This window comes from Streptomyces sp. NPDC001056, from assembly GCF_053598955.1.
In genome coordinates, this window is the sequence record NZ_JBSFLI010000001.1 from 494072 (window position 1) to 508287 (window position 14216).

12 protein-coding genes and 3 tRNA genes are annotated in these 14216 nt (G+C 71.0%); 10 read left to right on the forward strand and 5 right to left on the reverse strand.

Translation table 11 applies throughout. The annotated features are described in order from the left end of the window. Positions 1-271 precede the first annotated feature (271 nt). From ACWDD7_RS02315 to ACWDD7_RS02325, 3 genes are all read left to right on the forward strand, one after another. Positions 272-2035: a hypothetical protein gene (locus ACWDD7_RS02315; protein ID WP_450455773.1), complete on the forward strand. Its 1764-nt coding sequence runs from the start codon at positions 272-274 to the stop codon at positions 2033-2035. 216 nt (positions 2036-2251) lie between these two features. After that, positions 2252-3748 (forward strand): N,N-dimethylformamidase beta subunit family domain-containing protein, encoded by a 1497-nt coding sequence (locus ACWDD7_RS02320; RefSeq protein ID WP_450455775.1) that lies wholly within the window; start codon positions 2252-2254, stop codon positions 3746-3748. Positions 3749-3840: 92 nt separating this feature from the next. After that, positions 3841-4740: a phosphoribosylaminoimidazolesuccinocarboxamide synthase gene (locus ACWDD7_RS02325; protein WP_351879493.1), complete on the forward strand. Its 900-nt coding sequence runs from the start codon at positions 3841-3843 to the stop codon at positions 4738-4740. Between the two features lie 46 nt (positions 4741-4786). On the opposite strand, the gene ACWDD7_RS02330 is transcribed toward ACWDD7_RS02325, so the two are convergent. From ACWDD7_RS02330 to ACWDD7_RS02345, 4 genes are all read right to left on the reverse strand, one after another. Beyond that, positions 4787-4859: transfer RNA gene (locus ACWDD7_RS02330), tRNA-Gly, on the reverse strand. A gap of 421 nt (positions 4860-5280) precedes the next feature. Further along, positions 5281-5356: transfer RNA gene (locus tag ACWDD7_RS02335), tRNA-Gly, on the reverse strand. An 82-nt stretch (positions 5357-5438) separates the two neighbouring features. Beyond that, positions 5439-5510, reverse strand: a tRNA-Gly gene (locus tag ACWDD7_RS02340). Positions 5511-5701: 191 nt separating this feature from the next. Further along, positions 5702-6019, reverse strand: a complete 318-nt coding sequence (locus ACWDD7_RS02345) for a histone-like nucleoid-structuring protein Lsr2 (protein WP_031164632.1) — start codon at positions 6017-6019, stop codon at positions 5702-5704. A 309-nt stretch (positions 6020-6328) separates the two neighbouring features. Between ACWDD7_RS02345 and purS the strand changes: the two genes are divergently transcribed. The 7 genes from purS to purM all read left to right on the forward strand — a co-directional run bounded on the left by purS (position 6329) and on the right by purM (position 13802). Continuing rightward, complete coding sequence (gene purS / locus ACWDD7_RS02350) at positions 6329-6601, forward strand: phosphoribosylformylglycinamidine synthase subunit PurS (RefSeq protein ID WP_285556377.1); 273 nt, start codon at positions 6329-6331, stop codon at positions 6599-6601. Beyond that, positions 6598-7278: a phosphoribosylformylglycinamidine synthase subunit PurQ gene (gene purQ, locus ACWDD7_RS02355; RefSeq protein ID WP_046423029.1), complete on the forward strand. Its 681-nt coding sequence runs from the start codon at positions 6598-6600 to the stop codon at positions 7276-7278. The genes purS and purQ overlap by 4 nt, the downstream gene beginning before the upstream one ends. Then, complete coding sequence (gene purL / locus ACWDD7_RS02360) at positions 7275-9533, forward strand: phosphoribosylformylglycinamidine synthase subunit PurL (protein ID WP_450455778.1); 2259 nt, start codon at positions 7275-7277, stop codon at positions 9531-9533. The genes purQ and purL overlap by 4 nt, the downstream gene beginning before the upstream one ends. Before the next feature lie 154 nt (positions 9534-9687). Next, complete coding sequence (locus ACWDD7_RS02365; RefSeq protein WP_351880271.1) at positions 9688-10485, forward strand: maleylpyruvate isomerase family mycothiol-dependent enzyme; 798 nt, start codon at positions 9688-9690, stop codon at positions 10483-10485. Positions 10486-10607: 122 nt separating this feature from the next. Then, positions 10608-10967, forward strand: a complete 360-nt coding sequence (locus ACWDD7_RS02370; protein ID WP_351880268.1) for an META domain-containing protein — start codon at positions 10608-10610, stop codon at positions 10965-10967. A 203-nt stretch (positions 10968-11170) separates the two neighbouring features. After that, on the forward strand, positions 11171-12700 hold the full coding sequence (purF, locus tag ACWDD7_RS02375; protein ID WP_046423025.1) for an amidophosphoribosyltransferase: 1530 nt from the start codon (positions 11171-11173) through the stop codon (positions 12698-12700). Positions 12701-12734: 34 nt separating this feature from the next. Further along, the gene (gene purM / locus ACWDD7_RS02380; RefSeq protein ID WP_450455780.1) at positions 12735-13802 is read left to right on the forward strand and encodes a phosphoribosylformylglycinamidine cyclo-ligase; all 1068 of its coding nucleotides are present in this window, start codon (positions 12735-12737) and stop codon (positions 13800-13802) included. Between the two features lie 94 nt (positions 13803-13896). On the opposite strand, the gene ACWDD7_RS02385 is transcribed toward purM, so the two are convergent. Next, positions 13897-14145 carry a DUF3073 domain-containing protein gene (locus ACWDD7_RS02385; RefSeq protein ID WP_351880261.1) on the reverse strand — a complete coding sequence of 83 codons (249 nt, stop codon included), beginning with the start codon at positions 14143-14145 and terminating at the stop codon, positions 13897-13899. Between the last annotated feature and the right edge of the window lie 71 nt (positions 14146-14216).

Sequence of the window (14216 nt, forward strand, 5' to 3'; positions counted from 1 at the left end):
CTCAGGCCCCGGATCCGGAATCCGGGGCCTGATCTTTGCTGTCTGTCACCCAGCTCTGACCAAAGCCATTCCATCGAGTGAGCAATCGCCCATCCGGCTGACGTGGGCCGGGGCCGCAACTAGGGTGCCGCGCAAGCGTTCCGGCACCTGGCCCACCGGCATTGCGCACTTGGCCCACCGGCATTGCGTTGTCAGTGACGGATGCCACAGTGGGGGAGTGAGCAGCACCAGGACAGCACGGCATCGGCAGGGGAGGGGGTGAGGTCGGCACGTGACCGGAATCGGTGTGGAAGCGGGCGCGCAGGCCGCGCGCTCCCGGGCCCTCGCGGTGTTGCGGGTCCGGGGCCGGGCCCTGGGCGTGGCCGTGCTGCCCGCAGCCGCCGAGGTGATCCTGCTGGCCGGCGGGGCCACCGGGCATCTGGTCGGTCCCGGTTGGGACGCCGCCCGCTGGGCCGTGGGTGTCCTCGCGGTCCTCGTCCTGCTGGCCACCGCCGGCATCGCCCTGGTCGTCTCCCGGGCCCGCCCCGCCATGAGCCCCACGGTGCCGGTCGCGGAGGAGTCCGCCCCGGACCTGTACCGGATGGTGCGCGACCTCGCCGACCGGCTGGACGTCCCGGCGCCCTCCGCCATAGCCCTCACCCCGGACTGCGACAGCTGGCTGGAGGACCGTGCCCACGCGGCCCACGGCCCGCCCGCCCGGCAGGCGGTCGGCGAGGCGGACGTACCGGGGGAGGGGCGCCGCTCCCCCCGCCGGGTCCCGGTCGCGCCGGTCCTCGTCATCGGCTCCCCTTTCCTGTGGTGGATGCGGGTCGGCGAGCTGCGCGCCGTCATCGCCCCGGTCGTCGCGGGTACGGGCCCCTCGGCGCACCCCGACATAGCCGCCGCCCGCCGTTTCGTGCGCGGCCTCGACGCCACGGTGGCCATAGCCGCCACGCCGAGGCGGGGCCCGCTGGCCCGCGGGGCGTGCGCGGTCCTCGGCCGGGTCGCCCGGCTGCTGCTGGGCGCCTGCGGTGAGCACGCCACGCAGATGGAGCGCGGGGTCGCCGCGGCGGCCGCCGAGCGCGCGCAGACGGTGGACTACGGCCTGCGGATCGTCGCCCAGGAACAGGTCGGCCTCGCCTACGCGGGCTGGGACCGGCTGCTGACCCGCGTGGCACTGCCCGCCTGGCGCATGGGCCGCTGGCCCTCCCGCCTGGACGCGGGCGTGGTGGCGGCGCTCACCGAGCTGTCCCGGCGCGACCGGCTCGCGGAGGGCTTCGCCTCCCGCCTCGGGGAGCGGCCCGCCTGCGATCTGCTGGAGGAGCCCGGCACCGTGGACGAGGCCACCTCGCTGCTCGCCGCGCGCCTCTTCCACGGCGGCCCCACCGGGGCCGGGTCCGACTGGGCGCCGGTGGACTGGCAGTCGTACCCGGAGGAGGTCGTGGACCGCACCTGGCGCGCCGACGCGGCCCGGCTGCACCGCGTCCTGGACTCCCTCGGCACCCGCCCCGCCCGGCACACGGCCGCACCCACCCTGGCCCGCGTCCTGGACCACCTCGCCGAGCCCGCGGGACCCGCGCCTGCCCCGGCGCACGCGGCCCCGGACACCGGCCCGGTCCTCGCGCAGGACGACGAGGACGACGAGGACGACCCCGGCACCGAGCGCAGCACGCTCCTCGCCGCCGGCCTCAGCGCCGAGGTGGCCCGGGAGGAGAACGCCGTGCCCCACGGCGCCACCGCGGCCGGCCAGAGCCCGCCCAGCACCCTCCGGGACGGCGGTGCCCTGCCTCTCGTCCCTCTCCAGCCCCCGCGCACCGCCCGCGAACTCCTGACCGACCACGTCACGGCGATGGTGTGCTGCGCGGCCGTCGACACCGCGGGCGCGGCCCCCGCCCTGGACTGGCTGGACGGCCCGTCCCTGCTGCTGCACGGCGAGCGCGCGGCCGACCTGACCCCCAGGGTGCTGAGCCTGATCGAGGAGGGGGACCCCGGTCCGCTCCGCGACTGGCTGGCCGCCGCGGGCATACGCCCCGAGAAGCCGATACGCCTCGTCTAGAAGGCGATCACGGAGAAGGCGATCACGCCTCGTTCAACGGGAGCCCCAGCTTCCACTTCAGGTCAATTCGCAACGAATAGTGACCGATCCCGTGCTTTATGTGATGTGCTGGAACCACCACGCACCTGGCAAAGGCATGCGACATACGACAGCACGGCCGAGCACCGCGAGCACCACCCACCATGAGGACACGGGGGCTCGGGGAGGGGAGCGACCATGGCCTCGGACCACATCCGCCGCTGGGAGTCCGGAGCACTCGCGCACGCCGTCACGGATCCCTTCGGCCTGGGCCCGGTGCCCTGGCTGCGCGGCAGCGAGACCTACTTCGACGACACCGGCCATGTCGTGCCCTGGTACGTCGACGCCGTCCCCCAGCAGCACACCCGGGGAGACGCGCGCATCCCCGCGCCGCGCACCTCCCCCGGCGGCCCCCGCTCGGCCGACGACGTGCACCGCCAGATCAAGGGCTTCACCGCCACCGGCGCGGTCGCGCCCGGCGAGGCGATCGACTTCCACATCACGGTCGACCCGCCGCAGGAGTTCTCCGTCGACATCTACCGGATCGGCCACTACGCGGGCGACGGCGCCGCCAAGATCACCACCAGCCCCCGCCTGTCCGGGATCGTGCAGCCCCCGCCGCTGGCCGCCGACCGCACGGTCTCCTGCCATCACTGGTGGCTGTCCTGGCGCCTCCAGGTGCCTTCCCACTGGAGCATCGGCGCCTACGTGGCCGTGCTGACCACCGCCGACGGCTACCGCTCCCACGTGCCGTTCACGGTCCGCGACGACCGCCCGGCCGATCTGCTCCTGCTGCTGCCCGACGTGACGTGGCAGGCGTACAACCTGTACCCGGAGGACGGGCACACCGGCGCCAGCCTCTACCACGCCTGGGACGACCGGGGCGCGCTGCTCGGCGAGGCCGACGCGGCCACGACGGTCTCCTTCGACCGGCCGTACGCGGGCGCGGGCCTGCCGCTGCACGTCGGGCACGCCTACGACGTCATCCGCTGGGCCGAGCGCTACGGCTACGACCTCGCCTACGCCGATGCCCGCGATCTGCACGCCGGCCGGGTGGACCCCACCCGCTACCGGGGCCTGATCTTCCCCGGCCACGACGAGTACTGGACGCTGCCCATGCGCCGCGCGGCCGAGCGGGCCCGCGACCACGGCACCTCGCTGGTCTTCCTCTCCGCCAACTCCATGTACTGGCAGGTCGAGTTGGGGCCCTCGCCGTCCGGGACGCCGGACCGGCTGCTGACCTGCCGCAAACGCAAGGGGCCGGGCAAGCCGGTGCTGTGGCGGGAGATCGACCGGCCCGAACAGGAGCTGATCGGCATCCAGTACGCGGGCCGGGTGCCCGAACCGCACCCGCTGATCGTGCGCAACGCGGGCCACTGGCTGTGGGAGGCCACCGGCGCGCACGAGGGCGACGAGATCCCGGGCCTGGTCGCGGGCGAGGCCGACCGGTACTTCCCGCGCACCCCGCTGCCCGCCCACGACGAGCGCATCCTGCTCGCCCACTCCCCGTACCGCGACACGACCGGCGCCCCGCGCCACCAGGAGACCTCGCTGTACCGCGCCCCGTCCGGCGCCTGGGTGTTCGCCTCCGGCACCTTCGCCTGGTCCCCGGCCCTCGACCGCCCCGGCCATGTGGACGCCCGCATCCAGCGCGCCACGGCCAACCTCCTGGACCGCATCTGCAAACGCGACTGAGCCGGAAGCGGGGCCGATCGACCCCTGGCCGAAACCGATCACTCCGCATAAGGGAGAATCGAGGCACTTGGACAGAACCACGGGGAGGAACCGTGTCCGGATTCGTAGAAAAGCCCGAGCCGATCGAGGTTCCGGGCCTGGTGCACCTGCACACCGGAAAGGTGCGCGACCTGTACCGGAACGAGGCGGGCGACCTCGTGATGGTCGCCAGCGACCGTATGTCCGCCTATGACTGGGTGCTGCGCTCGGAAATCCCCGACAAGGGCCGCATCCTCACCCAGCTTTCCCTGTGGTGGTTCGATCAGTTGCGCGACCTGTCACCCCATCACGTGATTTCCGACGAGGTGCCCAAGGGCGCCCCCGCCGACTGGGCCGGCCGGACCCTGATCTGCAAATCGCTGAAGATGGTCCCGGTCGAGTGCGTGGCCCGCGGCTATCTCACCGGCTCGGGCCTGGCGGAGTACGTCGAGTCCCGGACCGTGTGCGGCCTCGCCCTCCCCGAGGGCCTCGTCGACGGCTCCGAGTTGCCCGCCCCGATCTTCACCCCGGCCACCAAGGCCGAGGTCGGCGAGCACGACGAGAACGTCTCCTACGAGGAGGTCGCCCGCCAGGTCGGCGCCGAGACCGCCGCCCAGCTGCGCCAGGCCACGCTCGCCGTCTACGCCCGCGCCCGGGACATCGCGCGCGACCGGGGCATCATCCTGGCCGACACCAAGTTCGAGTTCGGTTTCGACGGCGACACCCTCGTCCTCGCGGACGAGGTCCTCACCCCGGACTCCTCGCGCTTCTGGCCGGCCGACCAGTGGCAGCCGGGCCGTGCCCAGCCGTCGTACGACAAGCAGTTCGTGCGCGACTGGCTGACCTCCGCCGAATCCGGCTGGGACCGGCGCAGCGAGCAGCCCCCGCCCCCGCTGCCCCAGCAGGTCATCGACGCCACCCGCGCCAAGTACGTGGAGGCCTACGAGCGCCTGACCGGCACCAGCTGGTCCTGACCGCACGAAGAAGACCCCGGTCCAGTGGACCGGGGTCTTTTCTCGGAGCGGACGACGAGGCTCGAACTCGCGACCTCAACCTTGGCAAGGTTGCGCTCTACCAACTGAGCTACGTCCGCAGTGCGCCTTGGCGCAGGAGCAACTATACCCAACCTCGCACGTGCGCGGGACACACTTCCGCGGGCCGCTCCCCGGGCCGGGGAAGCGCGGCGGTCCCCACGGCCGGCGTCCCGCCACCCCCGCGAGGCCGGGGCAAGCCTTCCCGGACGCCAACTCCCGCCGACCGCAGGGGTTTCCGGTGTGCCGGCCGACGTGTTCCCGACGCGCCGCCGGGCGCCGACGGACCTGGATGCCCGCCCGCGCCTCCCCGCGAGGACCGGCCGCGGGCGGCCGACGGTGTGGCCGCCTTCACACCGCGCGCGCTTCACGCCCGGCCCGCGGCTTCGCCGCGCGGCATGAATACCGGAGCAGTGGCATGAATACCGGAGCACTTGACGAGAGCACGAAAAAACCCCGATCACGAAGATCGGGGTTTTCCCTTGGAGCGGACGACGAGGCTCGAACTCGCGACCTCAACCTTGGCAAGGTTGCGCTCTACCAACTGAGCTACGTCCGCACTGCTCCCGACCGGCTCCCACCGATCGGTGCGAGCACCAGCCTACCTGATCCACAGGAGTGGTCGGGACGACCGGTGCCAGAGCGGGTGACAGGAATCGCACACTGCGCCTTCCCCCTGGAAGGGGGATGTTCTACTACTGAACTACACCCGCGTGATCCTCGGGGTTTCGGCCTTTCGGCCTCGCCCCTCGGCGTGTCCCAGACATTAGCTGATCAACAGGGGGGTAGCGCAAGTCGGTTCCCCCGGCAGCCGTCCACGCGCCCCCGGACGGACCAGCGCACGGTCTCCAGGGCCCGTCGGCGAGCCCTGGAGCCTTGCCCGTCCGGGGCGGGGCCGGACGCCTCACTGCGCGGCGCTGAACGCCTCGTAGACCTTCTTGGGGATGCGGCCCCGCGCGGGCACGTCCATCTTGTTGGCCTGGGCCCAGGCGCGCACGGCCGCCGGGTCGGGGGCCACCTCGGTCTGCTTGTACGCCTTGCCGGAGCGCGACCGCTTGCGGCCGGCCTCGACGTAGGGCGCGAGCGCCTTGCGCAGTTTCTTGGCGTTGGTTTCGTTCAGGTCGATCTCGTACGACTTGCCGTCGAGTCCGAAGGCGATCGTTTCCGCCGCTTCCGAGCCGTCGATGTCGTCAAAGAGAGTGACCACGACCTTTTGCGCCACGAATATCGGTCCCTTCGTGCGGCACGTCGATACAGCTCACCGCGTTGACGTGCCGAGTATCGGCTATTGCCAATTCATTTGTACAGTGCCCGGCAATGCAAAGTGAAGCCCGACTAAATCCGTCCGCGTGTCCGAACGCAATAGGGGTTGCGGGCGGCCTGTCGAACTTTCCCAGAACTTTTCACGACGGTAGGGCTCCGACACCCGATCGTGATGCGCCTCACGTAGATTCCTCCAACTCTACTCGCGTAGAAATTTTGTGCGGGTAGTCTGAAGGAACCTGCTCAGCACCACACACCGGGAGTGCCAGTGGCACGCGTCGTAGTCGACGTCATGCTCAAGCCGGAGATCCTCGACCCCCAGGGCCAGGCGGTCCAGCGTGCGCTGCCGCGCCTGGGTTTCGAAGGGATCTCGGACGTCCGCCAGGGAAAGCGTTTCGAACTGGAAGTTGACGGGCCGGTCGACGAGGCCGCCCTCGCCCGCATCCATGATCTCGCGGAATCCTTCCTTGCCAACACCGTGATCGAGGACTTCACCGTCAAGGTGGAAGAGGGCGCGGAAGTCGAGGAGGCGGCCAAGTGACCGCTCGTATTGGCGTCGTCACTTTCCCCGGAAGCCTGGACGACCGGGACACCCAGCGCGCGATCCGCCTCGCGGGTGCCGAACCGGTCGCCCTCTGGCACAAGGACAAGGACCTCAAGCAGGTCGACGCCGTGGTCCTGCCCGGCGGTTTCTCCTACGGCGACTATCTGCGCGCCGGCGCCATCTCCCGCTTCTCGCCGGTCATGGACACGGTCATCGAGCAGGCGAAGGCCGGTCTCCCGGTCCTCGGCATCTGCAACGGCTTCCAGGTCCTCACCGAGGCCCACCTCCTCCCGGGCGCGATGCTCGGCAACGACCACCTCCACTTCATCTGCCGCGACCAGAAGCTGCGGGTGGAGAACGCGGAGACGGCCTGGACCGGCGACTACCGCCGGGGCCAGGAGATCCACATCCCGCTGAAGAACATGGACGGCCGGTACGTCGCCGACCCGTACACGCTCGACAAGCTGGAGGCGGAGGGCCGCGTGGTCTTCCGCTACGTCGACTTCAACCCGAACGGCTCGCTCAACGACATCGCCGGGGTCACCAACGAGGCCGGCAACGTGGTCGGTCTGATGCCGCACCCCGAGCACGCCGTCGAGCCGCTGATCGGTTCGGGCCGTACCGACGGCCTCCCCTTCTTCACCTCGATCCTCAAGAAGCTGGTCAACGCATGAGCCGGACGCCTCTGGACACGGTCGAGCACGCGGCCGCGACCCCCGACGTCGAGCTGCCCTGGGCCGAACTCGGCCTGAAGAAGGACGAGTACGAGCGGGTGGTGCAGATCCTCGGCCGCCGCCCGACCGGCGCGGAACTCGCCATGTACTCGGTCATGTGGTCCGAGCACTGCTCGTACAAGTCCTCCAAGGTCCACCTGCGCCAGTTCGGCGAGAAGGCGCCCGAGTCGGACGCGCTGCTCGTCGGCATCGGCGAGAACGCGGGCGTGGTGGACGTCGGCCAGGGTTACGCCGTCACCTTCAAGGTCGAGTCGCACAACCACCCCTCGTACGTGGAGCCCTACCAGGGCGCGGCCACGGGCGTCGGCGGCATCGTCCGCGACATCATCGCGATGGGCGCCCGCCCGGTCGCCGTGGTCGACCCGCTGCGCTTCGGCGCCGCCGACCACCCCGACACCAAGCGCGTCCTGCCGGGCGTGGTCGCGGGCATCGGCGGCTACGGCAACTGCCTGGGCCTGCCCAACATCGGCGGCGAGGTCGTCTTCGACGCCTGCTACCAGGGCAATCCGCTGGTCAACGCCGGTGCCATCGGTGTGATGCGGCACGAGGACATCCATCTCGCCAAGGCCTCCGGCGCGGGCAACCAGGTCATCCTGTACGGCGCCCGGACCGGCGGCGACGGCATCGGCGGCGCGTCGATCCTGGCGTCCGAGACCTTCGACGACGCGAAGCCCTCGAAGCGCCCCGCCGTCCAGGTCGGCGACCCCTTCCAGGAGAAGCTCCTCATCGAGTGCACCCTGGAGGCGTTCCGGGAGAAGCTGGTCGTCGGCATCCAGGACCTGGGCGCGGCCGGCCTCTCCTGCGCGACCAGCGAGCTGGCCTCCAACGGTTCCGGCGGCATGCGCGTGACCCTGGACGACGTACCGCTGCGCGACTCGACTCTGTCTCCCGAGGAGATCCTCATGAGCGAGTCGCAGGAGCGGATGTGCGCGGTCGTGGAGCCGGAGAAGGTCGAGCGCTTCCTCCAGATCTGCGAGAAGTGGGACGTCATCGCCACGGTCATCGGCGAGGTGACCGACGGCGACCGTCTGGAGATCTTCTGGCACGGCGGGAAGATCGTGGACGTCGACCCGCGCACGGTCGCGCACGACGGCCCGGTCTACGAGCGCCCGTACGCGCGCCCCTCCTGGCAGGACGAGCTCCAGGCGGACGACGCGAACAAGCTGCCGCGTCCGGCGACGTCCGAGGAGCTGAAGGACCAGGTCCTCAGGCTCGTCGGGTCCCCGAACCAGGCGTCCAAGAAGTGGATCACGCAGCAGTACGACCACTTCGTGCAGGGCAACACGGTGCTGGCGCAGCCCGAGGACTCGGGCATGATCCGCGTGGACGAGGAGACCGGCCTCGGCGTCGCCATCGCGACGGACGGCAACGGCCGCTACGCCAAGCTGGACCCGTACACCGGCGCCCAACTGGCCCTCGCCGAGGCGTACCGGAACGTGGCCACGACGGGCGCGAAGCCGCTGGCCGTCCCGGACTGCCTGAACTTCGGTTCGCCCGAGGACCCGGCGGTCATGTGGCAGTTCGCGGAGGCGGTACGCGGCCTCGCGGACGGCTGCCTGCAGCTCGGCACGCCGGTCACCGGCGGCAACGTCTCCCTCTACAACCAGACGGGCGAGGCGGCGATCCACCCGACCCCGGTCGTGGCCGTGCTCGGTGTGATCGACGACGTCGCCCGCCGCACCCCGGTCGCCTTCCAGGAGGAGGGCCAGCTGCTCTACCTCCTCGGCGACACCCGCGAGGAGTTCGGCGGCTCGGCCTGGTCCCAGGTGATCCACGACCACCTGGGCGGCATGCCTCCGGCGGTCGACCTGGAGCGCGAGCGCCTGCTGGCCGAGATCCTGATCTCCGCTTCCCGCGACGGCATGATCGACTCCGCGCACGACCTCTCCGACGGCGGTCTGATCCAGGCCGTGGTCGAGTCGGCCCTGCTGGGCGACAAGGGTGCCCGCCTCGTCGTCCCCGACGGCCTGGACGCCTTCACCTTCCTCCTCTCCGAATCCGCGGGCCGCGCCCTGGTGGCCGTGCCCCGCTCGGAGGAGGTCCGCTTCAACGACATGTGCGGCGCGCGCGGCCTCCCGGCCACCCGCATCGGCGTCGTGGACGGCGACTCGGTGGAGATCCAGGGCGAGTTCGCCCTCCCCCTCGCCACCCTGCGCGAGGCCCACGAGGGCACGATCCCCTCGCTGCTGGCGTAGGCACGGCGGCACCCCGAGGCCCCGTCCGTCGCGTCGCGACGGACGGGGCCTCGGGGCCGCGCCGGCATCGGAGCGTCCACCCGGCGTTCCCGCGCGGCGCGACCGCGGGCCGAAATGCGTCGGCGAAGGGGACCGCGCCGCATAGGCTCGCCCCATGCCCCCCGCCAAGAAGCGTGCCCGTGCGTATGACCCCGTCCGGATCCGTGCCGCGGTCCTCGACCAGCTGGGTGTGGTGCGGGATGCCGTACGCACGCTCGGCGAGGAGCAGTTGGCGGGACCCACCCGGCTCGGGGACTGGGCCGTGCGGGAGCTGGTGGTGCACATCGGGATGGCGGTGACCGCCGTGCGCCGGGCGGTGGATCAGCCCGCGCCGGGCAAGGCGGATGCCGTGTTGCTCGACTGGCCGTTCGCGACCTCCGCCAACTCCGCGGTCATCGACGCGTTCACCAGGGAACTCACCGCCGAACATCCCGACCTGGACGCCTACCTGGCGGACGTCGACGCCTCCCTGCGCGGCCTTCTCGCCGAGCACCCCGGCGACCGGCTGCTGCGGACCAACGTCGGCGCCCTCTCCCTGGACGACTACCTCGTCACCCGCGCCGTCGAACTCGTCGTGCACACCGATGACCTCAACGCCGCCGTACCGGGGCTCGACGTGTCGTACGACCGGCAGGCGCTCGCCGCCACGACCCGGCTGCTCGCCGACGCGCTCGCGGTGAAGGCGCCCGGGGGGTCCACGGAGGTGCGTGTGCCGCCGTACGCCGTGGTGCAGTGCGTCGAGGGGCCCCGGCACACCCGGGGCACCCCGCCCAACGTGGTGGAGACCGATCCGCTGACCTGGGTCCGCCTCGCCACCGGGCGGCTGAGCTGGCAGGACGCCGTGGACGAGGCCAAGGTCAGCGCGAGCGGGGAGCGGGCCGACATCGGGGGGCTGCTCCCGGTCATGTCCTGAGGGAACCGGGGGGCGCGCCTCACCGTCGTACCGGCATGAAACGACACAGAACGGCCGCTGGTCTCGCGCTCCTCGTCCCCCTGGCGGTGGCCTGTGGCGCCGCTCCCGGGCACAGTGGAGCCGTGACCGTCGACGAACCCCTGACCGGTGTCGAGTGGCGCGTCGTGAGCGTCGTCGCTGACGGCACGACGCATGCCGCGCCCGCGTCCGCCCGCCTCCGTATCGACGCGCGGGGGACCGCCGCCGGCAACCTCGGCTGCAACACCTTCAGCGCCCCGGTCGCCCTCGACGCGGACCGCGTCACCTTCGGGGAACTCCGCACCACCAAGATGGCCTGCGACAGCGCCCGGATGGCGTTCGAGCGGCTGCTCGGGGGGCTGCTCGGCGGCCAGTCGCTCACCGGAAGGGCCGAGCACGGCGAGCTCACGCTCACCACGGGTCACGGAGACCACGTCAACCTCACCCGCAGCACACCCGAATGATGTGCGACACCTCACTCACGCATACGGCCAAACCGCCCCGCGCACGGCCGCGACGCGTGGAGCGGAACCCCGCCCACCGGTAGACACGCCGCGCTGACCTGCGGAAATGCGGAAACCGCCAAGGAGATCCGTAAACCACCCGTCCGTTACGACCGCGTATCCCCAATTCGGACCAGTGGTCGACCTCGCCTACACTCGGTGCTGTGCCACGTGGTGACGGTCGACTCAATCACGACCTGCTCCCCGGTGAGAAAGGCCCCCAGGACGCGTGTGGCGTCTTCGGTGTCTGGGCTCCGGGTGAAGAGGTCGCAAAGCTCACGTACTTCGGGCTCTACGCCCTCCAGCACCGGGGTCAGGAATCCGCGGGAATCGCGGTCAGCAATGGCTCCCAGATCCTCGTCTTCAAGGACATGGGCCTGGTCTCCCAGGTCTTCGACGAGACCTCTCTCGGATCACTCCAGGGTCATATCGCGGTCGGACACGCCCGCTACTCGACCACCGGTGCCTCCGTGTGGGAGAACGCCCAGCCGACGTTCCGCGCCACCGCGCACGGTTCCATCGCGCTCGGCCACAACGGCAACCTGGTCAACACGGCGCAGCTCGCCGAGATGGTCGCCGAACTCCCGAACGAGAACAACAGCCGCTCCACCCGGGTCGCGGCCACCAACGACACCGACCTGCTGACGGCGCTGCTCGCCGCCCAGGTCGACGAGGACGGCAAGCCGCTGACCATCGAGGAGGCCGCCCAGCAGGTCCTCCCGAAGGTCCGGGGAGCCTTCTCGCTCGTCTTCATGGACGAGCACACCCTCTATGCCGGCCGTGACCCCCAGGGCATCCGCCCGCTGGTCCTCGGCCGCCTGGAGCGCGGCTGGGTGGTCGCCTCCGAGTCCGCCGCCCTGGACATCTGCGGCGCCAGCTTCGTCCGCGAGATAGAGCCGGGCGAGTTCGTCGCCATCGACGAGAACGGCCTTCGCAGCTCCAGGTTCGCGGAAGCAAAGCCCAAGGGCTGTGTCTTCGAGTACGTGTACCTGGCCCGCCCGGACACCGACATCGCCGGCCGGAACGTGTACCTCTCCCGCGTGGAGATGGGCCGCCGGCTCGCCAAGGAGGCCCCGGTCGAGGCCGATCTGGTCATAGCGACCCCGGAGTCGGGCACCCCGGCCGCCATCGGCTACGCCGAGGCGTCCGGCATCCCCTTCGGCGCGGGACTGGTGAAGAACGCCTATGTGGGCCGCACCTTCATCCAGCCCTCCCAGACCATCCGCCAGCTGGGCATCCGGCTGAAGCTGAACCCGCTCAAGGAAGTCATCAAGGGCAAGCGCCTGGTGGTCGTGGACGACTCGATCGTGCGCGGCAACACCCAGCGGGCCCTGGTGCGCATGCTCCGCGAGGCGGGCGCCGCCGAGGTGCACATCCGCATCTCCTCGCCGCCCGTGAAGTGGCCCTGCTTCTTCGGCATCGACTTCGCCACCCGGGCGGAGCTGATCGCCAACGGCATGACGATCGACGAGATCGGCACCAGCCTCGGCGCCGACTCGCTCGCCTACATCTCCATCGACGGCATGATCGACGCGACCACCATCGCGAAGCCGAACCTGTGCCGCGCCTGTTTCGACGGCGAGTACCCGATGGAGCTGCCGGATCCGGAGCTGCTCGGCAAGCAGTTGCTGGAGACCGAGCTGGCGGCCGGTCCGGCCGAGACGGCCGCGGCCGACGCGATCCGCCGCCCGTAACACCCCGCAGTACGACACGAAAGCTCTCACAGTCATGTCTGAGACAACTGGTGCCAGCTACGCAGCGGCGGGCGTCGACATCGAGGCGGGCGACCGCGCCGTCGAGCTGATGAAGGAGTGGGTGAAGAAGACCCAGCGCCCCGAGGTCCTGGGCGGCCTCGGCGGCTTCGCCGGGCTCTTCGACGCCTCCGCCCTCAAGCGCTACGAGCGGCCCCTGCTGGCCTCCGCCACGGACGGCGTGGGCACCAAGGTGGACATCGCCCGCCGCATGGGCGTCTACGACACCATCGGCCACGACCTGGTCGCCATGGTCATTGACGACATCGTGGTGTGCGGCGCCGAGCCGCTGTTCATGACCGACTACATCTGCGTCGGCAAGGTCCACCCCGAGCGGGTGGCCGCCATCGTCAAGGGCATCGCGGAGGGCTGTGTGCTGGCCGGCTGCGCCCTGGTGGGCGGCGAGACGGCCGAACACCCGGGTCTGCTCGGTGAGGACGACTTCGACGTCGCCGGCGCCGGTACGGGCGTCGTGGAGGCCGACCGGCTGCTCGGCGCGGATCGCATCCGCAAGGGTGACGCCGTGATCGCCATGGCGGCCTCCGGGCTCCACTCGAACGGGTACTCCCTGGTCCGCCACGTCCTGCTGAACACCGCGGGTCTGGCCCTGGAGTCGGAGGTGGCCGAGCTGGGCCGCACCCTCGGCGAGGAGCTGCTGGAGCCCACCAAGATCTACTCGCTGGACTGCCTGGCCCTGACCCGCACGGCCGAGGTGCACGCCTTCAGCCACATCACCGGCGGCGGCCTCGCGGCCAACCTGGCCCGGGTGATCCCGGACGACCTGCACGCCGTGGTCGACCGCGCCACGTGGACCCCGGGCGCGATCTTCGACCTGGTCGGCAGGACCGGGCACGTGGAGCGCCTGGAGCTGGAGAAGACGCTGAACATGGGCGTCGGCATGATGGCGGTCGTCCCGGCGGAGTCCACCGAGGTGGCCCTCGCGACGCTGGCCGACCGGGGCGTCGAAGCCTGGGTGGCCGGTGAGATCACCGAGCGTGGCGACAAGGACAGCGGCGCGGAGCTGGTGGGGGACTACGCGAACTGACGCCCACGGTGTGGTGCCCGCGGGACCTGCCCGCGGGTAGCACAGAAGCCGGTCGGTGGCTGTGCCACCGACCGGACTGGTGCTCAGTGCAAGGTCAAGCGCCGCGACGGTGTTGAGAGGGACCCTCGTCCTCGTCCTCGTCGTCCTCATAGAGGTCGGCGTAACGGGAGTAAAGGTCGTCCTCGTCCTCGTCATCGTCCTCGAACGGCTCGCTGTTCGGCGGCTGGCTCGAAGTTGATGCGCCCAGTTCACTGGCCAGACGTGAAAGGTCAGTCCCACCGCTGTTGTACTTCAGCTGGCGGGCGACCTTTGTCTGCTTGGCCTTGGCCCGGCCGCGCCCCATGGCTCGACCCCCTCGGTGACGGGGCTCGACGGCCCCAGAGTCTGACACGCGTTCATGATCTGGATCGGCCT